This window comes from Bacteroides sp. 44_46, from assembly GCF_001915465.1.
Lineage (GTDB): Bacteria > Bacteroidota > Bacteroidia > Bacteroidales > Bacteroidaceae > Bacteroides > Bacteroides clarus.
Map to the genome: position 1 here is coordinate 80,038 of NZ_MNQO01000018.1, position 22,752 is coordinate 102,789.

The 22,752-nt window shown below is 40.2% G+C and carries 16 protein-coding genes; 6 read left to right on the plus strand and 10 right to left on the minus strand.

The genetic code is table 11. The features are described 5' to 3' along the window. Window positions 1-28: 28 nt before the first annotated feature. Window positions 29-907, minus strand: coding sequence for a DMT family transporter (locus BHV73_RS09985; protein WP_022218602.1), 879 nt, complete (start codon window positions 905-907; stop codon window positions 29-31). Between the two features lie 506 nt (window positions 908-1,413). Here BHV73_RS09985 and leuS point away from each other — a divergent pair. From leuS to BHV73_RS10000, 3 genes are read left to right on the plus strand one after another with little or no spacing between them, the layout of a single operon-like run. Then, window positions 1,414-4,296, plus strand: a complete 2,883-nt coding sequence (gene leuS, locus BHV73_RS09990) for a leucine--tRNA ligase (RefSeq protein WP_087412210.1) — start codon at window positions 1,414-1,416, stop codon at window positions 4,294-4,296. Window positions 4,297-4,301: 5 nt separating this feature from the next. Then, window positions 4,302-5,204, plus strand: coding sequence for a YitT family protein (locus BHV73_RS09995; protein ID WP_009121976.1), 903 nt, complete (start codon window positions 4,302-4,304; stop codon window positions 5,202-5,204). Continuing rightward, window positions 5,201-5,779, plus strand: a complete 579-nt coding sequence (locus tag BHV73_RS10000) for a non-canonical purine NTP diphosphatase (protein ID WP_022218604.1) — start codon at window positions 5,201-5,203, stop codon at window positions 5,777-5,779. The genes BHV73_RS09995 and BHV73_RS10000 overlap by 4 nt, the downstream gene beginning before the upstream one ends. A gap of 167 nt (window positions 5,780-5,946) precedes the next feature. On the opposite strand, the gene nadA is transcribed toward BHV73_RS10000, so the two are convergent. Continuing rightward, complete coding sequence (gene nadA / locus BHV73_RS10005; protein WP_022218605.1) at window positions 5,947-6,885, minus strand: quinolinate synthase NadA; 939 nt, start codon at window positions 6,883-6,885, stop codon at window positions 5,947-5,949. 500 nt (window positions 6,886-7,385) lie between these two features. Between nadA and BHV73_RS10010 the strand changes: the two genes are divergently transcribed. Further along, a complete protein-coding gene (locus BHV73_RS10010; RefSeq protein ID WP_022218606.1) occupies window positions 7,386-7,916 on the plus strand; it encodes an RNA methyltransferase in 531 nt (176 codons plus the stop codon). A 144-nt stretch (window positions 7,917-8,060) separates the two neighbouring features. Here the strand turns inward: BHV73_RS10010 and BHV73_RS10015 are convergent, their stop codons facing one another. Next, window positions 8,061-8,693 (minus strand): DUF4294 domain-containing protein, encoded by a 633-nt coding sequence (locus tag BHV73_RS10015; protein ID WP_022218607.1) that lies wholly within the window; start codon window positions 8,691-8,693, stop codon window positions 8,061-8,063. A 97-nt stretch (window positions 8,694-8,790) separates the two neighbouring features. Here BHV73_RS10015 and BHV73_RS10020 point away from each other — a divergent pair, with 97 nt between their 5' ends. Next, window positions 8,791-10,815 (plus strand): helix-hairpin-helix domain-containing protein, encoded by a 2,025-nt coding sequence (locus tag BHV73_RS10020; protein WP_087412209.1) that lies wholly within the window; start codon window positions 8,791-8,793, stop codon window positions 10,813-10,815. 135 nt (window positions 10,816-10,950) lie between these two features. After that, window positions 10,951-11,724, plus strand: a complete 774-nt coding sequence (locus BHV73_RS10025; protein ID WP_087412208.1) for a radical SAM protein — start codon at window positions 10,951-10,953, stop codon at window positions 11,722-11,724. Between the two features lie 116 nt (window positions 11,725-11,840). Here the strand turns inward: BHV73_RS10025 and BHV73_RS10030 are convergent, their stop codons facing one another. From BHV73_RS10030 to BHV73_RS10060, 7 genes are all read right to left on the minus strand, one after another. Further along, the gene (locus BHV73_RS10030) at window positions 11,841-12,320 is read right to left on the minus strand and encodes a lipocalin-like domain-containing protein (RefSeq protein ID WP_087412207.1); all 480 of its coding nucleotides are present in this window, start codon (window positions 12,318-12,320) and stop codon (window positions 11,841-11,843) included. 22 nt (window positions 12,321-12,342) lie between these two features. Further along, window positions 12,343-13,158, minus strand: coding sequence for a DUF1573 domain-containing protein (locus tag BHV73_RS10035; protein ID WP_286738182.1), 816 nt, complete (start codon window positions 13,156-13,158; stop codon window positions 12,343-12,345). 12 nt (window positions 13,159-13,170) lie between these two features. Beyond that, on the minus strand, window positions 13,171-15,249 hold the full coding sequence (locus tag BHV73_RS10040) for a S8 family serine peptidase (RefSeq protein WP_022218612.1): 2,079 nt from the start codon (window positions 15,247-15,249) through the stop codon (window positions 13,171-13,173). Window positions 15,250-15,300: 51 nt separating this feature from the next. After that, complete coding sequence (locus BHV73_RS10045) at window positions 15,301-17,274, minus strand: BACON domain-containing protein (protein WP_286738185.1); 1,974 nt, start codon at window positions 17,272-17,274, stop codon at window positions 15,301-15,303. Between the two features lie 21 nt (window positions 17,275-17,295). After that, the gene (locus BHV73_RS10050; RefSeq protein WP_195621650.1) at window positions 17,296-20,049 is read right to left on the minus strand and encodes a DUF4458 domain-containing protein; all 2,754 of its coding nucleotides are present in this window, start codon (window positions 20,047-20,049) and stop codon (window positions 17,296-17,298) included. 95 nt (window positions 20,050-20,144) lie between these two features. Continuing rightward, entirely contained in the window at window positions 20,145-21,812 is a 1,668-nt protein-coding gene (locus BHV73_RS10055; protein ID WP_286738188.1) for a BACON domain-containing protein, read from the minus strand. 19 nt (window positions 21,813-21,831) lie between these two features. Continuing rightward, entirely contained in the window at window positions 21,832-22,737 is a 906-nt protein-coding gene (locus BHV73_RS10060) for a DUF4984 domain-containing protein (protein WP_118466884.1), read from the minus strand. Between the last annotated feature and the right edge of the window lie 15 nt (window positions 22,738-22,752).

The window sequence follows — 22,752 nt, forward strand, 5'->3', positions numbered from 1 at the left end:
ATTACATTCTTGGTGTTAATACCTCTTTCTATCTTCTTCCCGCGCAATACACTCCACCTAATATCAACATCGCACCCATGAGCGAGATTACGGTAAACCGTTCGTCAAGCAGTACGGCAGACCCTATCGATGTAAAAAGCGGATTTAAATAAATGTAGTTGGAAGCCCGTACCGTACCCAATTTTTTCAAAATCATATTCCATACCACAAAACAAATTAAAGAAGCCAGCACCCCTAAAAAAAGGAGATTCATCCAAACCGCCGGTTGCAAAAATCCGGAAAGAGAAAATTGCCAGGGACGAACAAGGAATACGGGAAGTATAGTCAGTACCCCATAAAAGAAAATCTTGCGGGTTATGAAAGCCGTACGGTAACGACCTGACATTTTTTTCATTATCAAACTGTAAAATGCCCAGGAAAAAGCGGCAAGCAAAGTCAGGAAATCGCCAAGGGGTGAAATCTTCAACACAAAATGGCCGTTATACACTACTAACGCCACCCCTACTAATGCAAGCAAAGAACCGCCTATCAGCGCGGCAGTGGCTTTCTCCCTTTTATAAATCAGCAAAGACAGAATAGTGGTGAGCAACGGAGCCGTGCAAACAATGAAAGCCACATTGGTAGCCAGTGTAATTTCCAATGCCGTATTTTCCGTCAGAAAGTAGAACGAGCCACCCGTAACACCACCCGACAACAACCAAAGTTCATCCTTCCAATTATCGGCAAACAGTTTGCGCGGAGAGATAAACCAAATACCCAGATAAGCCATCAGAAAACGAAGCAAAAATATCTCTTGCGGAGAAAGTCCGTATCCTATCAATACCTTCGTAGAGATGAACGTCAGCCCCCATATCCCCACTACAAGAATGGCAATAATATGATAAATGTAATTTTTCTTCGCATTCATATACGACACGGATAAGTTATCGGCAAAGATACGCTATTTCTATTTTCAATACAATGAAATAACACCTTTAATAAACGCCTTCGGAAATTTGCTATAATTCTAAAAAAATTATAGTAAAATTCTCTCTGAATTTATTAACGGCCTATTTTTCCCCTATCAGGGTTTTTACAATAAAAATAAACAAAAAGGGATGCAATCTTCACAGATTACATCCCTTGAAATATCCTAAAAAATCTTTTTTGTAAAATCCTATTGAATTAATTCAGCCATTATTTGTATTACAAACAAAAAATTAGTTTTAAAAGCACTTTACAAATATAGTGAATAAAAAGCGTATTGTCAAGTATTTCATGCTGTTTTTTTACGCTACTTCGCTACAAATCTGAAAATAAAGACTTAACTTTGCACCGTTTAATTAACAGGATATAAACCGAATTAAGCAAACTATCAACAAGTTTTAGTAAGTATATCAACAAGTTTTCAACAATAATATAATAAAAACCATTATGGAATACAATTTCAGAGAGATTGAAAAAAAATGGCAGAAACGATGGGTAGAAAATAAAACCTACCAAGTGACGGAAGACGAAACAAAGCAAAAATATTATGTACTGAACATGTTCCCCTACCCCAGCGGCGCAGGTCTGCATGTGGGACATCCGTTGGGATACATCGCTTCGGACATTTATGCCCGTTACAAACGTCTGCAAGGTTTCAATGTCCTGAATCCCATGGGATATGACGCTTACGGCCTACCCGCAGAGCAATACGCCATACAAACGGGGCAACATCCCGCAATCACTACCGTCAACAATATCAACCGCTATCGCGAGCAATTGGACAAAATAGGTTTCTCTTTCGACTGGAACCGTGAAATACGTACTTGCGATCCGGAATACTATCATTGGACACAATGGGCTTTCCAGAAGATGTTCAACAGCTATTACTGCAACGACGAAAAGCAGGCGCGTCCCATTGAAGAACTGACAGAAGCATTCGCCAAATATGGAAACGAAGGACTGAACGCCGCATGCAGCGAAGAACTGCGCTTCACTGCCGACGAATGGAACGCCATGAGCGAAAAAGAACAGCAGGAAGTCCTGATGAACTACCGTATCGCCTATCTGGGTGAGACAATGGTAAACTGGTGTCCGCAACTCGGTACCGTGCTTGCCAATGACGAAGTGGTAGACGGCGTATCCGAACGCGGCGGTTTCCCCGTAGTTCAGAAAAAGATGCGTCAGTGGTGTCTCCGCGTGTCCGCCTATGCGCAACGCCTGCTGGACGGACTGGATACCATCGACTGGACCGAATCCCTGAAAGAAACACAAAAGAATTGGATAGGCCGCAGCGAAGGCGCCGAAATCCAATTCAAGGTAAAAGACAGTGATTTGGAATTTACCATTTTCACCACCCGTGCAGATACCATGTTCGGAGTTACCTTTATGGTGCTGGCTCCCGAAAGCGAATTGGTAGCCCAAGTAACCACCCCGGAACAAAAAGACGATGTAGACGCTTATCTGGAACGTACCAAGAAACGTACCGAACGCGAACGTATCTCCGACCGCAGCGTAACAGGCGTATTCTCCGGAAGCTACGCCGTCAATCCTTTTACGGGCGAAGCAGTACCCATCTGGATTAGCGATTATGTATTGGCAGGATACGGAACAGGCGCCATCATGGCAGTACCTGCACACGACAGCCGCGACTACGCTTTTGCCAAACATTTCGGATTACCCATCGTTCCGTTGGTAGAAGGTTGCGATGTGAGCGAAGAAAGTTTCGATGCCAAGGAAGGTATCGTATGTAACTCACCGATTATAAATGAAGAATTAAGAATGAAGAATGAAGAATCGGGCTGCGATGTAGAGGCGAACGGTAATTCTTCATTGAACTTGAACGGGCTGACTATCAAGGAAGCTATCGCTACTACTAAAAAATACGTGAAAGAGCATAATCTGGGACGTGTAAAGGTGAACTTCCGCCTGCGCGACGCTATTTTCTCACGCCAGCGTTACTGGGGTGAACCGTTCCCCGTTTACTACAAGGATGGTATGCCTTATATGATTGATGAAAGCTGTCTGCCTCTGGAACTTCCCGAAGTAGCGAAATTCCTGCCTACCGAAACAGGTGAACCGCCGTTGGGGCACGCCACCAAATGGGCTTGGGACACAGCAAACAAATGTGTAGTGGACAACAACAAGATTGATAACATAACTGTCTTCCCGCTGGAACTGAATACAATGCCGGGATTCGCAGGTTCGAGCGCATACTATCTGCGTTATATGGACCCGCGTAACCATACTGCCCTGGTAGACAAGAAAGTGGATGAATACTGGCGTAACGTCGACCTTTACGTAGGTGGTACGGAACACGCTACCGGTCACTTGATTTACTCCCGTTTCTGGAACAAATTCCTGTACGACCTCGGTATTTCCGCTGTCGAAGAACCGTTCCAGAAATTAGTGAACCAGGGTATGATTCAGGGAAGAAGTAACTTTGTATATCGCATCAAGGATACCAATACATTCGTATCGCTCAACCTGAAAGACCAATACGACACTACCCCGCTCCATGTGGATGTCAATATCGTATCCAACGACGTTCTCGATACGGAAGCGTTCAAGGCATGGCGTCCCGAATATGAAACGGCGGAGTTTATTCTGGAAGACGGAAAATACATCTGCGGATGGGCTGTCGAGAAGATGAGCAAATCCATGTTCAACGTCGTCAATCCCGATATGATTGTGGAAAAATACGGTGCGGATACACTCCGTATGTACGAAATGTTCCTCGGACCCGTAGAACAGTCCAAACCCTGGGATACGAACGGTATCGATGGTGTACACCGTTTCATCAAGAAATTCTGGTCTTTGTTCTACGACCGTAACGATAATTATCTGGTAACCGATGAACCCGCCAACAAAGAGGAATTGAAATCTTTGCACAAGCTCATCAAGAAAGTTACGGGAGACATCGAACAGTTCTCTTACAATACAAGCATCAGCGCCTTCATGATTTGCGTAAACGAACTGTTTGCGATGAAATGCAGCAAGAAAGAGATATTGAACCAGCTCACCGTCACGTTAGCTCCTTTCGCTCCGCACGTATGCGAGGAATTGTGGGAAACATTAGGAAACACAGGTTCGGTATGCGATGCGCAATGGCCTGCATACAATGAGGAATACCTGGTGGAAAATACGATGAACTATACCATTTCATTCAACGGAAAAGCGCGTTTCAATATGGAATTCCCCGCCGATGCCGCATCGAACGTTATTCAGGAAACGGTATTGGCAGATGAGCGTTCCATCAAGTGGATAGACGGAAAGAATATCGTCAAGGTAATCGTAGTGCCCAAGAAAATTGTAAACATTGTTATCAAATAACAAATATGCAGATTACAAAACCAACCAAAACGGAAGTGATGAGAGAGTTGAAAGACTATATTTTCATCACTTTCGGACTGATTTCTTACGCTATGGGATGGGCTGCGTTCCTTATCCCCTATCAGATTACGACCGGTGGTACCACAGGTATCGGAGCCATCATCTATTATGCCACGGGATTTCCCATCCAATGGTCGTATTTCATCATCAATGCGGTCTTAATGACGTTTGCCATTAAGATTTTAGGACCGAAATTCAGTATCAAGACCACATTCGCCATCTTCGGACTGACTTTTTTCCTATGGTTCTTTCAAATGTTGGTAAACGGACCGGATGGAGTGCCACCGCAAATTCTCGGACCCGGACAGGACTTCATGGCTTGTCTGATAGGTGCCGCCATGTGCGGTGTCGGCCTGGGTGTAGTATTCAACTGCAACGGAAGTACGGGCGGTACGGATATTATCGCCGCCATCATCCACAAATACCGTGATGTTACCTTAGGCCGTATGATTATGGCTTGCGACGTGATTATCATCAGCTCCTGCTATTTTATATTCAATGACTGGAGACGGGTTATTTTTGGTTTTGTAACGCTGTTTGTCATTGGTATCGTATTGGATTACATCGTTAACGGCGCACGACAGTCGGTGCAATTCTTTATCTTTTCCAAAGATTATGAAAAGATTGCCGACCGTATCACCAAAGAGACCCACCGGGGTGTGACAGTGCTCGACGGTATAGGCTGGTACAGCAAACGTAATGTGAAAGTATTGGTTGTATTGGCATACAAACGTCAGTCTGTCGAGATATTCCGCCTGGTTAAGGACATCGATCCGAATGCTTTTATCTCTCAAAGTTCCGTTATCGGTGTGTATGGAGAAGGTTTCGATAAATTGAAAGGAAAATGAAAAAGAAATTTGTATTTGCAACCAACAATGCTCATAAGTTGGAAGAAGTAACTGCCATTTTAGGAAATAAAATAGAGCTTCTTAGCATGAAAGACATCAATTGTCACGCAGATATTCCTGAAACTGCAGATACACTTGAAGGAAATGCCTTGCTGAAAGCAAGATATATCTTTGAAAATTATCAGCTGGATTGTTTTGCCGATGATACCGGTTTGGAGGTGGAAGCGCTGAACGGAGCTCCGGGAGTATATTCCGCACGTTATGCCGGTGACGCGCACAATTCGGAAGCCAATATGAAGAAATTATTGCAGGACATGGAAGGCATAGAGAACCGTAAGGCACAATTCCGTACCGTTTTCGCCCTTATCATCAATGGAAAGGAACATCTGTTCGAAGGTATCGTAAAAGGCGAAATAACGAAGCACAGGCACGGTACTTCCGGTTTCGGATACGATCCTGTTTTTATTCCCGAAGGATATACGCAAACGTATGCCGAAATGGGTAATGAATTGAAAAATAAAATCAGCCATCGGGCACTGGCTACGAATAAACTTTGCAATTTTCTTTCAAAGTAAACAGTATCCGCCATTCAGAGCGAAGCGAAGAATTCCTTCTTTATATTATATACATTGAGATATAAGAGAGAGTGGATTCTTCGCTTCGCTCTGAATGACAGATATCTTTGAATAATATAATTATGCCTGATATAAGGGATATAATTAATTATAATTATAGTCTCAATCTACAATCCCAGTTTTGCGGAAATTTCCAACATCTTCTTGATTGGTTTCACTGCTTTTTCTGCGATTTCAGCATCTACCTTGATTTCGGGAGACTCGTCTTTTAAGCAATTATAGAGTTTTTCCAATGTGTTTAGCCGCATGAAGTTACATTCATTGCAAGCGCAAGTGCTATCATTGGGCGGAGCCGGAATAAACTTAGTCTGCGGACACTTCTTTTGCATCTCGTGCAGAATACCGGATTCCGTAGCAACGATATATTCCTTTTCGGGATGAGCAATCGCATACTTCAATAAAGCTGCCGTAGAACCCACTACATCCGCCAGTCTCAAAACCGTACTCTTACATTCGGGATGAGCCAGTACTATTGCACCGGGATACTGCTGCTTTAATTCAACAATCTTTTCAACCGAGAATTGTTCGTGTACATGGCATGCACCGTCCCATAACAACATGTCTCTACCGGTGACGGAGTTAATATAATTTCCTAAGTTTCTATCGGGACCGAATATTATTTTCTCATCTTTGGGGAAGCTTTCAACGATTTGCTTGGCGTTGGTGGACGTTACCACTACGTCTGTAACAGCCTTTACGGCAGCTGTCGTATTCACATAAGATATAACCGTGTATCCGGGATGCTCCTTGACAAACTGTGCAAATTTATCTGCCGGACAGCTGTCGGCAAGCGAACAACCTGCCGCCATATCGGGCACCAATACCTTTTTGCCGGGACAAAGCACCTTTGCCGTCTCACCCATGAAGTGGACGCCGCACATCACAATAATGTCGGCTTCCGTTTTTGCCGCCCACTGCGCCAAAGCCAGACTGTCTCCAACGTAGTCGGCTATGTCCTGTATCTCACCCTTCTGGTAGTAGTGCCCCAGAATGACCGCATTCTTCTCTTTCTTCAGCTGCTTGATAGCTTCTATCAGATTATTCATAATAATAATTTTTATTTCTCTTCTTTCTTTAAAAATCCTTTGATAGTAATGATAGGCTGTTAATAGTGTGGACAAATTAATATGATTTTTCTTGCCCATGAAGTTATTAGTATCAGATAAAATTTTATCCTAAGGTTATTAACGTAAGAAATCAAAGTTATATCTATTGATAATAAGCCCCCTACTCTCTCATCACTTCACTTCATTAACATCTTGTTGATAAACTGCAAAGTTAATAACTTTAGAGAGATTAATCAGTGAAATAGGACTTAAAAATGTGTTTATACAGCCTTTGAAAATTCAGCTTAACTTTTTTGGTTTGTTCGTTATGCCTATCTGATATGCGTTACTTTGAATAATGCAAGTATTATTTCTAAAAATCTTTCCATACACTATTGACACCTTTTCAACGGTTATTAACAGGGATGTGAACGGAAAGAAGTATCTTTGCGCAGTGTGAGTTATTACATATTACACAGATTGACATAAAGCATATGAGCATGAATAGAAAACTGAAAATAACCGAACTCAATCGTATTAGTACAGAGGAGTTTAAGGAAGCGGAGAAATTGCCGTTGGTAGTTGTATTGGATAATATTCGCAGTTTGCATAATATAGGTTCCGTATTCCGCACTTCGGATGCTTTTCGTATTGAATGTATCTATCTGTGCGGTATAACGGCTGTTCCACCCCATCCTGAAATGCATAAAACGGCTTTGGGAGCCGAATTTACCGTTGACTGGAAATATGTTGATAACGCTGTTGAAGCTGTTGATAACCTCAGGAATGAAGGATATACGGTTTATTCCGTGGAACAGGCGGAAGGTAGTATTATGCTGAATGAGTTGACTTTGGATAGAATCGGGAAATATGCCATAGTAATGGGGAATGAGGTGAAAGGTGTTCAACAGGAAGTTATCGACCATTCTCACGGTTGTATTGAAATTCCGCAATACGGCACGAAGCATTCTTTGAATGTATCGGTTACGGCAGGTATCGTTATTTGGGATTTATTCAATAAACTGAAATAAGAATCAAGAGGGTGCCTAAAAGTATATTGTAATCAACAGATATATGCTTTGATTATTAACAGAATTATCTAATTGATTTTTATTAGTTTATACTCTTACTTGTTTACGTTGCTAACAACGTTATCAACATGATATGAACCGGGTTTACAGTTGTCCGTTCTCTACCATCAGGATAACCCTTTCGGTGAGAGCATCATCTCCCGTAGGGTCATATTGTTTTTTCAGGCTGGCTCCGAACAATGCGGCAAAGGTTTGATAGAATCCGGCTTTGAAAGGTCCCATAAACGCTTTGACCAGTTCATAAGAAGTTGAATTGGTTTGCCGGTCTACCAACTTTATCAACAGCTTTCCCTGAGCAAAAGACAGTTTTTTCATGCGGGGGGTATATTGTTCTTTCAACCCTTTCTCCACAGCTTTCAAATGCTTTTGCCGTTCTTTTTCGGTAGGGATGGTTTGCAGATATTCGTAGGTTTCAATGATGGCACGGTTGATTTCTTTGGAAATGGGCAATACTTTTTTTACATCACGGATGAGTTTATAGTACTTTGCCATTTCACGCTTGTTTTTGAACTTAAGCGGTTTGAATATATAGACGGTAGGAAGTTTTACGTATGGAATCGTATCGCCGTTATAAATGCACATGGGGGTGAGGTAGATACTTCCGGACATATCGGTTTTGGGTTGTCGCTGGGCATGGCAGGTCAGGCTTCCCAATGAGAGAAACACAATGAGTATTACTATATTAAGCCGTATGTTCATGTCGCAAAAGTACACCATTCTGTGTAATGTTGTTGCATTGCTTCCGTTTTTCCTTGTTCAATTAACTAATTTAAGGTAACTTCGCTGTCCGTAAATTTGGAATACCCTATTATCAATGACAATAATCAAGGTAGGAGTTTTTATAAGTATGCTGTTAATAACTCCTATGCTTGTAGCTCAAAACGCAACTGTCTCTCTGTGGGAAGAAAATCTGGAACAGCTTTCTATGGATGAAGAAGAGAAAAATTGGGAAGATGAGTTGGAAGAACTTTCCAACCGCTTGCAAGAACCGGTTAATATCAATGTTGCCACTAAACGGCAATTGGAAGAGTTTCCTTTTCTGACGGAAATTCAAATAGAAAATATTCTGGCATATGTGTATATACACGGACAGATGCAGACTATTTATGAACTGCAGATGGTGAAAACAATGGATAAGCAAACCATTGAATTGCTGTTGCCTTTTGTTTGCGTAAAAGTGGTTGAAGACGCTTCCCGTTACCCTTCTTTAAAGACGATATTGAAATACGGTAAACAGGAAGTGCTGACACGTATGGATGTTCCTTTCTATACCCGTAAAGGATATGAGAAAAACTATTTGGGACCTGCCGTTTATCATTCGTTGCGTTATGGTTTTCGTTACGGAGATTATTTGCAAGCGGGAATAGTGGGAGAGAAGGATGCGGGAGAGCCGTTCTTTGCTCTGCAGGATAAAAAAGGGTATGACTACTATTCTTTTTATTGTCTGTTCAAAAATTTGGGTAGAATGAAATCGTTGGCGTTGGGTAATTATAAGTTGAGTTTCGGCCAGGGATTGGTACTCGGTACTGATTTCGGGTTAGGAAAGACTTTTTCTATGTCTACGTCGGAATATCGTACGGGGGGAATCCGGAAGCACGGTTCTACGGATGAATACAATTATTTTCGAGGGGCGGCGGCAACAGTTGAAATTCTTCGTTTTTTGGAGTTTTCCGCTTTCTATTCACATCGTTCTATGGATGGAGTGGTAAAAGACGGGGAAATCGCTTCTATTTATAAAACAGGACTGCATCGTACGGAGAAAGAAGCGGATAAGATGAATGCTTTTATCCTGCAATTGACAGGCGGTAATCTGACTTATGAGAAGAATAAGTTGAAGGTGGGCATAACCGGTATTTATTACTTTTTCAATCACCCTTATGAACCGGACTTGAAGAAGTATACAAAATATAATTTGCATGGAAATGATTTTTATAATTTAAGTGTGGATTATAAATACCGTTCGGGAAAATTGGTATGGGTAGGAGAGGGGGCGGTGGGAAAGCAAGGTTATGCTTTGCTGAACCGATTGAAATATAAACTATTAACAGGTTATCAACTATTGTTGATTCACCGTTATTATTCACATGATTATTGGTCTTTCTTCGGTCGTTCATTCGGAGAAGGCAGTATGCCTCAGAATGAGAATGGCTGGTATCTGGCTACGGAAGCAACTCCTTTGGCGCATTGGACGTTTTTCGTTTCGTTGGACTTGTTTTCTTTTCCCTGGTGGAAATACCGTATCAGTAAATCCTCAAAAGGAATGGACGGGATGTTTCAGGCGGTTTATTCTCCTCGCAGAAATTTGAGCGTATATCTTAATTATCGTTACAAACAAAAGGAGAGGGACGTGTCGGAAACGGGAGGAAAGGTTACATTACCTGTTTATCATCATAAACTTCGATGTAGGCTTACTTATATGTCGGGAGCTTTTATGCATCGTATTACAATTGATTATAATCATTTTCGGCAGCAGGACGGAAAAGGTTATAGTTTTGAGGGAAAACAAGGATGGCAATGTACACAATCTTGTGCTTATACGTTTTCCGGTTTTCCTTTGGCTATATCTGCACAAGGTACTTATTTTTATACGGATGATTATGATTCCCGTATCTACGCTTCCGAAAAAGGGTTGCTTTATACATTTTATACTCCTTCTTATTATGGGAAAGGTTTTCGTTATTCGGCTCATGTACGCTATGATATGAACAAAACTTTTATGTTTCTCGTTAAGTTCGGGCAAACTGTTTACCGAAATCGCAAGACTATCGGTTCCGGTAACGATTTGATAGAGGGGAATAAAAAAACAGACTTGCAAATGCAGTTCCGTATTAAGTTTTGAATAATAAGTAAATACGCATAATTAGCTTATACTATCTGATATAAAATTTTCAATATTTACTTAACCGCGCTGTTTTTAGAAGTATTTATATGTTTATTTTCTATATTTGCCGCATTAATATAAATCATAGATAAGATGACTGTTATTTATCCGTCTCCCATATTCGGTCCTGTCCATTCCCGCCGTTTGGGAGTATCTTTGGGAATCAATCTGCTACCGGAAGACGGTAAGGTGTGTAGTTTCGACTGTATTTACTGTGAATGTGGATTTAACTCCGATCATCGCCCTAAAAAGCCGTTGCCTACGCGTGAGGAAGTACGTATTGCATTGGAAGCCCGGTTGCAGGATATGCAAAAGAACGGACCCGTTCCCGATGTACTGACCTTTGCCGGGAACGGAGAACCGACCGCACATCCGCATTTTCCTGAAATTATAGAGGATACGCTTGCTCTGCGTGATAAATATTTTCCGAAAGCGAAGGTGAGCGTACTTACCAATTCTACTTTTATTCATCGTCCCGCTGTGTTCGAGGCTTTGAACAGGATAGATAATAATATTCTGAAATTAGATACGGTGGATGAAGCTTATATCCATGAGCTTGACCGCCCGGCGGGACACTATTCCGTGCGTGAAATAATCGAGGGGATAAAAGCTTTTAAAGGCAATTGCATTATTCAAACCATGTTCCTGAAAGGCGGTTTTCAGGACAAGGACATGGATAATACGTCTGATAAGTATGTTTTGCCCTGGTTAGAGGCCGTAAAAGAGATTTCTCCCCGCCAGGTAATGATTTATACTATTGACAGGGAAACTCCCGACCATGACCTGCAAAAAGCTACACACGAGGAATTGGACCGTATTGCGGCATTAGTGAAAGAGGCGGGAATAGCGGTAAGCGTTTCTTATTGATAAAACTTATCGGATTTATGCCTTATAAAAAACAGTTAAGGGGGATATCCTTCGCAGACGTCCCCCTTATGAATTTTGTAGAGTAATTTTATGAAAAAAAAATGAAAATTTGAGTTTTAGTTTTCGTCCTCGCCAATCTTTGCTTCCGCAATGATTTCTTCGGGAACTTTATCGCAACGAATGTATTTGTTCACATCATTTTCGTCATCTTTGGCTGTCCAAATCATTGAACCGCTTTCCAATAAGTCGGTTACGATATATTTATTGTTCCAGTCACCATTACCGAAATCATAGTCACCGCTGATGATAGAGCCCAGATAAGGGTCTACTTCGATGCTGAAATTTCCGGTGATGTAACGGGCATACATACTGTCGAACTTCTGATACATCTCAAAAGTTTGTTCTTTACGGTTGAAAGTTATATAGCAGTATGTACCTTCTGCCAAAGGGGCTCCGTTCCATTCGGAGAGTTCCCACGTACCGTTCAGGTTGGCAGGGGTAACTTCCAAAGTCGGGATTACCGGTTCGTCGTCATCACAGGATGTAAGACAGAACAGGAAGGCGAATAAAGCCATCAGTTTGAAAATATTCTTCATATCGAATTTCTTGTTTTTATCGTTACTTAATACAGTTTACTTTTATATTCAATGTCCGGTCTGACGGGCGCGCATCTATTCCTTCAAGGATAATCGGAAAGGTAAACGATTTACCTTTTTCTGTAGGAATCAGTGATGCGTTGATTGTTACTACAATATCAGCTTCACCGCCCGGCTGAATAACTTCCGGTTCCGTACGGAAAGTCGCGAATTTAGGGATGATGAGAGCTGACAGGCGTAGCGGCTTGTCTCCGCTATTTCCACATAAAATCCGTTCCGAGGACTGACTGCCGCCACCCACTTCACTAAATTTCATTTGGTTCTGTTTCAATCTCAGTTTTCCCATCGCATACGGATAACGTGCCCACTCATCTGCTCCGGGAACGACATTTCCTACCAGCGTCAGGCGTGCCACCGGAGTTTTATCCGAGGAAGACAGATAAACGAAAGCATTCGTATCTATCGTTCCGGGGTGATTTTTCGGATGATAAGTCAGAGAGATTGTCCGTGTCTCACCCGGTAATATATCTCCGGTACGTACATCCGCTACTGCACATCCGCAAGTGGTTCTTACACGTGTAATGGTAAGTGTTTTTTTACTTATGTTCTTGCATGTAAAACGGTACGTTTGCGGAGCGTCGTCCTCAGTCAGAGTTCCAATATTCAATACAGTTTTATCGAAACGCAGGATTTGTTCCGCCTGCTTCATTAAAGGCGGGTTTATCAGCAAATCGATTTTTTCCTGTGAACGGAAAGGGAAATCCTGGGCTGTCAAAGCCCGGGATTGTCCGACTCCCGTACAGAATATCAGTAACTGTATCCAAGTAATTGGTTTCATTGGTAATCTAAATTACATCCATCCGTTATCATTAGCATTCTTACGAACAGTAACGGCAATAGTCTGTTCGCTTCCGTTGCTTACTTTCACTGCGATATGGGCAGTACCGGTCTTTACTCCGGATACTTCCATGAATGTACCGTTAACGGCTACTGTTGCAATGGCTGCATCACTCGATGTACAGGTATACGTCAGGTTTTCACCGTTTACAAAATAGTAGGCAAGGTTGATAGTGGATTTATTGCCTTCGGCTACATAAACATTAGGTACTTTCATGTCCGAACCGCTTCCTTCGATATTGTTCAGCAGTAAGGCGGCATCTGTCAAACCTGTACCCATTTTACCTATATAGCTCAGCAAATTCATTTCATCGATAGAACCGCCTGACGGAGAAAGATGATTGCGGTAATATTTCTTTGTTTTTACATTCTGATACCAGCCGTCCACATCTTTTACGGATTCCTTCATCAGTTCTATAAACTCAGGCGCTTTGAAATGACGACGTTGCTTTACGGCGTACGACAGGCCTAATGCGGCTACGCCTGATATGTGAGGACAAGCCATGGAAGTACCGTCCATATAGCCGTAAGTGGCATTACCGTTCTTTATCCAGGTAGAAAGGATAGAACCGGATTTTGTCCTATTGATTTCTGTCCATTCTTCGGGATCGTCCATCGCAGGTGTATTGTGATATTCAGTGTCACCGCCTGGGGCACAGATATCTACGTTCTCACCATAATTGGTATAAGAAGCCGGAGTGAAATCAGCAGCTACGGCAGCTACAGTAACGCATTTGGTATATCCGCCCGGATAACCCGGTATACCCGCATATTCATTACCTGAGGCAAAAACAGCGATACCACCGTCAATTACTCCGTTAGGAGAGCCGGCATTGTTGAGGAAGTAATCTATTGCGTCTTTTTCCAATGGATAGGTTTCTTCCCATTCTTTCTGAGTGGCCGGACCGGGTGTATAACCGTCTACCAGATTGGCATCGCCGGAGTTGTAACCCCAACTGCATTGCAAGATAACGGCACCATTGTCGGCAGCATATTTTATGGCTTTGGCTTCGCCGTCCAATGTAACGCCACCTTCACCGTCGAATACCTGGCAAGACATGAGCTTGACACCGGAGTTTGGTGTACCGTCTCCACCGGCTATGCCGGAAACACCTTCGCCATTGTTATTGACAGCGGCGATTATACCGGCTACGTGAGTTCCGTGACCGGTATCGTTGGCATCAGTCCAAGATATCAGCCCGCTGTTTTTCACGAAGTTATAACCGTATCTGTCGTCTTTATATCCGTTTCCGTCAGCATCTTTTCCGGCACGAAGCTGTTCTTTCTCATTAACCCACATGTTGGCAGCAAGGTCGGGATGTGTATACATTACGCCTTCGTCCAATACGGCAACGATAATGGAAGGGTCACCTGTACATTTTTTCCATGCTTCCAGACAGTTAACGTCACATCCTGTTACCGATTTGGCATTTGAATTACCAAAATCAATGTCTCCTACGTTATTGAGATTCCATTGGGTTACAAATCCCGGGTCATTGGGCGCTGTACTAAGTGTACGTGTAGCTGCTGTTTTTTGCAGTACAGCTTCACTGGTATAAGTACGGTAATTACCGGAGTAAGCGCGTCTGATACGGCTGTTACCCTGTACTTTAGAAATTTCTCCCAATTTGGAAAGACGGTTGGCTGCTTCCTGTAAATCCGTATTTTCATCGAATTTCACCAAATACCACAGGTGTAATCCTGCGGCACGGGTACGTTCTTCGTTTTGTTGGTCTACAGGGAAGATGCGCTCAAAGTGGTATCCACCCAGAATTTCCAGAACTTCGTCGGTAGATGGGATTCCTGAGCGGGTCATTGCTCCGCCGCTTCTTGTGGCACGTGTCATTGTTTGGTCGAGGATGTCGGTCATTTCAGGTTTGAACTTAATCAGCAACTCACCTGAAGTGACATCCGCCGGAAGTTGAACTTCCGTTCCCCCGGTCGGGGTGGACGGTTGTTCAATGATTTCCTGATCCGAACAAGATGCCAGTGTCAAAGCAAACAGTGCTACGTATAAGAATTTTTTCTTCATTGTTTCTTTTTAAAAATTGTTCTTGTTAATGATATACTCATTTCGGAGCTTTTAGTTGGCTACATATCTCTTATAGTATAATGGATATGCTACACCTTCTTCGTCCTTATTACCTGTAGTACCGTAATAATATTTATAATCAAATTTTACGTTATTTATATTATTGAATCCTACAGGTTGAGATTTTGAGTCTTTTGCTTCATCTTCTTGAGCGAAAATGAAAGTTTCCGGACTCCATTCTACAAAGTAAGGATGGAATAATATCCATTTTGGTAATGCTCCTGTCAGATAATTTAAATTGAAAGAGAATGCACGAGCGTTTGGAAGTACACGTGGAACATCTTGTCCTGTTATTTTCCAAGAAGTTGAACTTTCATCATGTTGGTAAATAACTTCCTTATTCATTGTTTTTAACCAACCACAGGTATCTGCAGATATTTTAGTAAGATAGATTGAAGGCTCAGCTTTAAGTTCGTCTTCTGTAAAGAAATCACTTTCTTGATAACTCTTGATAGTCAGATTATTAGTTATGTAATCATCATCAGGTAACTCTCCTTCAATATAATTATAAGAAAGTGATAGTTCTCTTAAGCTATCCCAAGTCAATAACTTCATAAATGCACTCTTGTCTGATGGATTATCAAGGTTGATATGCAAACCGACTTTTTTGCCATTGTATTCATTAGTTCCACTAATTTGACTCAAGTCTTTTATTATATCTACACGACGACATCCGGTTAAACTTAATGCGGTTAAATTCGGAAAGTTCTCTTGATTTACCACATTTGTAATATCCGATAACTGATTGAAACCGTTACTTGCGAGATTCAATGCTTCCAAACCGACATAGCTATCATCTACTTTACCACCTAATTTTATGAAGTTTTCAGATAATTTTTCCAAACCTAAAGCATATACGGACAGTTCTTTCAGATGCTTCAATTCACAGATTTCTTCACCTAAAGAAATGTTACGGATTTGCCAGTTTGCATTACTTTGAATAGTGAATGATTCTAGATATTTTAAATGACGAACTTCTTTAGGAAGTGTTTCACCGTCCTTTAAATCGATAAGCATGAATTGTACAGAGCGTACGCGACCAATAGCATTTTTATCTCCGTTAGGAAGTTTGTCAGTCGCTTCCCAAAGTTTTACATAATTCCAATTCAGCATACTTTCACTACTATCAAAATTTATCATGCTTTGAACTTTTTCATTGATAGCAAGAATAGCGATTGAGTCACCTGCACGGTCATCTGTAATTCTCAAAGCTGGTTTTTGTTTTACAGTTAAAATAACCTCACCGGTAGGATTACCTTCATTATCTATTAATTGTTCGTCCGCATTTTTTGGTAATAAACGGATTTTTGCAACGCGTGTACAAGGAACTATATTTGCTTTCCATTTAAAACGTACTTTAACTGTACGTGGACGATAGCCCCTATCCAGGTTTATTTCCAAATCATCAGCTTTAGGCATTTCAATCCATCCTGTTCTATCACTCTCTAGCTCATTTTCATTGTCTGCATCTGTTAGGCCTTCAAAAGAATATTCTACATTGCTATCTATTTTGAAAGCGACATTAGCAGAGATGACGGCATCGAAATAACGATCATCATATCTGGCTGAACTTTCTATTTCTACAGTTGGTTCTTTTAATATGATTTGTTTACCATATCCAAACTGAATAACTCTGATTGACTTTGATTCTTGTCCCTCTACAGAAAAACGTATTTGTGCTTCACGTGATTTTTCTGACAAAGTAGAATCAATAGCCAAACTACAGTCCGCCGAACCCAAACCATTAGCAGGGGATATGGATATCCAGGGCTGGGATGAACTTGACACCCAATTGCTATTAGATGAAACAGCAATCTTTTCTGTTCCTCCTTCGGCAACGATTGTGATTTCTTCTCTATCGACTGCAATGCCACCGGGGATTCCTATTTCATCGTCATCTTTACATGAGGTCATAAGCCCCATGCAAAGAATCAGTCCTAATGTTATTTTATTTAAATATTTCATTAATTGGATCTTTCTTATTGTTTATCGTTTAATATCTAAAGCATCACAACCACGAATGTCCTGCGTTTTATCATAAATCAGCATATACATGCCTGCTTCAATGTAGGGACATATACTGGTGAGGTCAATAGAGATATTCGGATTGTCTTTAATATCCAAAATCCAGAGTTTTGGTGTCATTTCCTCATTTACTTTACGAATATCGTTTGAACCAATCTGTAATTGAAGAAGGCTTGGGCATTTTGTGATTCCGGTCGGCCAATCACGCAGACAACGTTCACCGGTAGCACTACGTTGATGACGAATACCGAAAGCTTGCAACACACTACTGTTCAGTGGTTGAGTTGGGAACTCGGAGAAACAGTTGAAACTTACGTCCATATTGGTTAAGTAAGGCAAAGTTGTCGCCCGGAAGTCATCGGACAATTCTGTCAGTTTATTAAAACGTAAGTCAATAGTGCCTAACAGATATGTGTTCTTAAATTCCTTACCGTTTCCTTCTTTACTGGACAATGAATATTGAGGAATTTTCTCTAATAAGTTATTATTCAGCGTAATCGTAGTGATCGGTGAATTTGCTTTGAATAACTCAGTAGGGAATTTGCTTATTTGATTGAATGATAATGTTACAGTAGAGGCATTAATTCCTTTATAATCCTTCTGATCTTCAGGAGCTATGTTTTCACCACTCTCACTGCCTATTTCATTATAAGAGAAATCTACTGATCCCATTACATATACCGAACCAGCATTAAATATATTAGGAATATATTTCAGCTTATTATGAGCAAAACTTAAACTTTCTACTTGATCAGTAAAGCCACAAAAGTCTTTTGGAATTTCTGTGATTTTATTGTAATTCAGATTTAGCTGAGTCAATTTAACATCTTTTCCAAAAGGTTGTAATGTTTCTATTTTGTTAGCCATACAATCTAGTAAGCCTAATTTTTCCATATTAGGTAAACATTCTTTTGGAAAATGTACCAGATTATTATAGCTCATATAAAGAATTTGGATTTTTTTTGCAGATTCACACTTATTAGGAGTAGCTAATCTTTTCCAGTCTTCAGTTAATTGGGAACTTTCAATACCTCTACAACAAGCTATATTCAGTACTTGCATTTCTGGAATCTCATATAAAAATTCCGGTAATGTTGTCAACTTGGGACAGTTATACAATTCGATGTCTGTCAATTCTGTCATCTTTTTCCAATCCAATTTGTCTGCTGCATACTTTTTAGCATATTCAGAATTTGGATCTATCCAGTCTGTACAGATGTTCTCAGCAAGGAGTGGGGAATTACCCATATAGAATTGCTGTAATTTTGTAAGACGCATTACAGCTTTTGATACATGTGTAATCTGGTTGGTATAGTTCCCTATTTGCGTATCTTTCAAATGAATGCGATTGTCCTTTTTAATAGCTTTCATTTTAGGATTGCGGTTAACTGAGTTTTGTAACAGTTCAGACATTTCTATACGCGGGTCATAATCCAGAAACATTTCTTTGTAGTTCATACGTACTTTTTGTTTCTGTGATTCTTGCATATTTTCGTTGGTAAACAGTCTGCCTCCTGCAGTTTCGCTATGCGAACCAAGGGCAAGAACTCTCAACTCAGTCAATTGTCCGATAGCATCAGGTACTTTGCCTTTTGCACCAAAACCTTCAATAGTAAGTCCCGTAACACGACCTTCGTCATTCAACGATACACCCGGTTGGTCACCCCACATATCCAGTTCTTTGTTGAAGTTCCAATTAGTACCTTCAGGACTGCCGATACCATGATATCCCCAGTTTTTACCGTCCAGGTTTTCCCAAATTTCTTTAAGAGCTAAATAGTCTTTAATATATTCGGCTGTTTCAGAAAGTTTAATAGGAATAATAGCTCCTTCAAATAATTTATTATCTGTAATCGTGAATTCATCACCTTTAATATTAGTTGCTGCTCCAAGAGTAGAAGTTATAGCACCTTTTTTGGAATAAGTAATGTATTCAGTAACTTGATAAGTACCTACCGGTAGCCATACAGCAGAATCACATTCGGCTGTACCAACATCCATGTATTTATCATCGACATTGTCAGGATTTTGGTGCTCTACAGATTCTTCTTTATACTTAACTTTCAGTCCTTTGATAGTAGTAGGAATACGTGTAAAAGTATTGGTTACAGTTACATCTATAATAGCGATATTACTAAATAAGTACTCCTTTTCATTGTTTGAATTGGCACGTGTAGTGAGTCCCTCTTTGATAAGTTTAAAAGTCACATTTCCGCGAGCTTGTACATCTGCTGTTAAATCTTTTATGGTTAACCCGCGTGAAATAACAGAAAATGTATCATTATCATCGGCAGATATACCAATGATAACCTTATCCAATTTGTCAAGCAATTTATAACTTACAATTTTATAATCACCTACTAACAATTGTAATTTATCACTGCGCATACCGTATTCGGCATTTTCTTCGTTATAGGCATTTAGTACAAGGGTTTGAGTAATACTCTTGCCATTGTATTGCATCTCTACTTCAACTTTTTGTGCTTCGCCTAATTTGCTTAATTCATTTGAAGCACGGGTGGTTGTAGTACTTGATTCGGTTACTTCTTCTTGTATATAGGATGCTGATTTATAAATCTTGAATTGTACATAGCCATATTGACTTCCCTGTAATTCATCTTTATCATCAGAACATCCACTTGCCGCTACACCTAATAATAGGGTAAAAAGCGGTACAAGAAACAGTTTCCACTTTATAGTTCTTTTTGACTTCATTTATTTTTTCTTTTCTGTATTATTGTTACAGTTATTGCTTATATTTTTTCGTATTACGTAGTTTTATAACAAAAAACTACGTAATACGGGAATATTTATTCTGCGGCTATCTCAATTATACAAAGCGCAAGTGTCTTACCATCTTCACCTTTAACAACTAATTGATAATTATTATCATAAGTACTAGGGTCATCAAAATAAATTCCCCAACCACTTCTTGATACTAATTCTCCCATTTCAAGGTCATAAAAATTACCTGTTAAACTTAATCCATGTGCATTGCTGTGAGATGTTTTTTCTGTTATTTCTTGACCTGTCGCCATACCAACAGCTTCAATCAATAGAGCAGTAGTAGTAGTTTCACCAAATTCTGTGAATTGACTATACATATATGCTGCCATTTGAGGAATGGTTATTTTCCATACGTTATCATTTTCTACATGATAATCTCCAACATTAGGTGAGTTTTTTAAGTTTGTAATATCATTTTCAGACCCTTCTTCCATTGAATTGAGATATTGACTATTTCCATATAGTTCAGCTTTGAAGGTAATTCGTTCAGCTTGTTGTTGTATTTTTTCTTGTTTTAATGTGACCATGATGTTTGTATTATACATAGTCTTAATGTCACCTGTATTATTATCAATAATGTTTCCGGATAAGTCATTCTTTATTGTTTCATAAACAGCTTTAGGAAATACCATTACTATAGCAGCTCTTTCATCAGTTCCTTCATTACTTCCAACTGTAAGTGTTATTTTATCTTTATTCTCTCCTGTACCAATAACACTTTGTACCCAATCCACATCTCCATCATCACTAAAATCATACGTGTATGCTCCTTCAGCACTATTATAAGTTTGTACAAATTCAATGATATGAAACTCATCATTGCGTGCTATAATAGTTGATACTAATTCGCTACTTGTAGTTTCACCACTAATGATGCTCTGTCCGTCAGGTTTTACTATTACGTTCATGTGAGTAGGACTAATGCCAATAGCGTCAGCCTGTACTCCTTCATAAATGAGGGGTATTTCAACTTTACGAATCTTATCTGTTTTCGCAGTTTCAGCATCTGCTGTAGCGAAAACTAATACACCATTACCTTGTGCAATTGGATATTTTATGTTTAAGCCTTCTTCATTATCTGTATTAAATGTAAATTCATACATTCCGGTTTCTTCATTAATACGATATGTTAACCATTCCGGATTAGTAAATCCAATTTCCATACCGTCTTCTGCTTGTGCTTTAAGTGATGTGTAGATTGGTATAGAAATGTTATTTCCTTTAATAGTTAGCGGGTGCTCGGCATCATATACATTACCTTCTTCATCGGTGATAACCAAATCAGAATATTCTTTCTTTGCACGTTTGATTTTATATATTACCTGAGATTTTTCTCCCATTTTCAAAGTAATTTCAGCAATGGCATCGTCATTGTAATTCTGACCATCGGCAGATACAGCAATTTTGATGGTTTGCTTACCTGCTTTTCCAGACATGATACTTTCAGATATTTCACCATTTATAAATTTACACCATCCTGCATTACTGGATATTTCCCAGTCCAGATTTGCTTCAAAAGAGATTTCTGTGGTTTCATTTGCTCCACAATTGGTTTCTTTTAATTCAGGGAATACAGGAGCGATAGGACCACCGTCTTCTCCATCATCGTCTGAACAACCTGTGAATGACACAATAAACATCATAGCTAATGCCATGATCCAACTCATACTTTTTAAATTTAATGCTTTCATAATTGTATGATTTTAAATGTTAATATCCTTGTTCTTTTAATTTTTCAGCCTCTGCTTCACTAATCCATTCGATTACATTAATGAAAGTACCTACTGTACCATATTCCGAACCATCTTTATTATCGACACTTACTGTAACGAATTGCAAAAGGTAATTCTCGCAAGTTCTATAATAAGAAGTATAGCTTGTAGGCTGATTCAATAATAAATTGCCATTACCGTAGATAGTTCCGAAAGCTTCTCCTGTACTACCGCACACTTGCTCTTTCATTTCAATCAGTGGTTTAAGCGGGTCTTTGGTATTGAACTTTATCTTTGTATCGTATCCATCGTAGTAGATGCCGTGTAGGATAATTGTATTTTCTTCTTCCGCAACGTCGGAAGTAATCAGACGCATATCCACATTTTGATTGGGTATGTCGTTACCGCCAAAGAAAGTAGAAGTAACTGTACAGTATCCTGTAAAGTTATTGATGTCGAACGGACAAACTTTCTGCAGTACAACTTTAGTTTCGGTGCCGTACATTTCCCACTCGTTAGATTCGGGAATGATGAGGTGCAGGGCAAATCCTAATGAATCGGTAGGCTCGATACTCTCATAGTTACCTTGTACTTCCACATTGGCTGCCATTTCACCGGCTTTGATAGTCACTGTATTTGAAAGGAGTTTATAGTGCTTTCCTTCGATAGCGTTGCTCTTCTTGTCTAATATCTCGACAGCGAAAGTACGATCGTAATCGGCAGGTACAGTGGCTGAAACGGGGACATTGAATATCTCATTGCTTTCTTGCACACCGTATTGGTAGAGCGTGTCGGAAAACATAAGATAATTAGGCCCGCTGTATACCACCTTGTCCTGTTCGCATCCGACAAGGGCTATCAGTGCAGCAACGGCTGTAATACATCCAAATAATAGTTTTTTCATTATCGTATGTTTTTA